The 455-nt window shown below is 53.6% G+C and carries 1 protein-coding gene; it reads left to right on the top strand.

Annotated features, from left to right (window positions below; genetic code table 11):
• A partial coding sequence (locus IOQ59_RS21070) for an isocitrate lyase/phosphoenolpyruvate mutase family protein (RefSeq protein WP_193955451.1) occupies positions 1-455 on the top strand: 455 nt, incomplete at both ends.

Genomic DNA, 455 nt, shown 5'->3' on the forward strand with positions numbered 1-455 from the left:
GGCCTGTTCCGTGAACTGGACAAAGCACGCGAAGCGGGCGATGCAGCTAAAGAAGCTGACATCCAGAGCCAGATCGACAACCACGAAACACACGTAGTGCCAATCGTTGCTGATATCGATGCTGGTTTCGGTAACGCTGAAGCGACTTACCTGATGGCTAAGCAGATGATCGAAGCTGGCGCTTGCTGCCTGCAGATCGAAAACCAGGTTGCTGATGAGAAGCAGTGTGGTCACCAGGACGGTAAAGTAACTGTACCTCACAACGACTTCCACGCTAAGCTGCGCGCACTGCGTTACGCTTTCCTGGAGCTGGGTGTTGATGACGGTCTGATCGTTGCACGTACCGATTCCGAAGGTGCTGGCCTGACCAAAGAGATCGCTGTAGTTAAAGAGCCAGGCGACCAGGGTGACGTATACAACTCCTTCCTGGACGTTGAAGAGATCGACGTAGCTGA

Origin of the sequence: Pontibacterium sinense (assembly GCF_015209595.1) — a bacterium.
GTDB lineage: Bacteria > Pseudomonadota > Gammaproteobacteria > Pseudomonadales > Balneatricaceae > Pontibacterium > Pontibacterium sinense.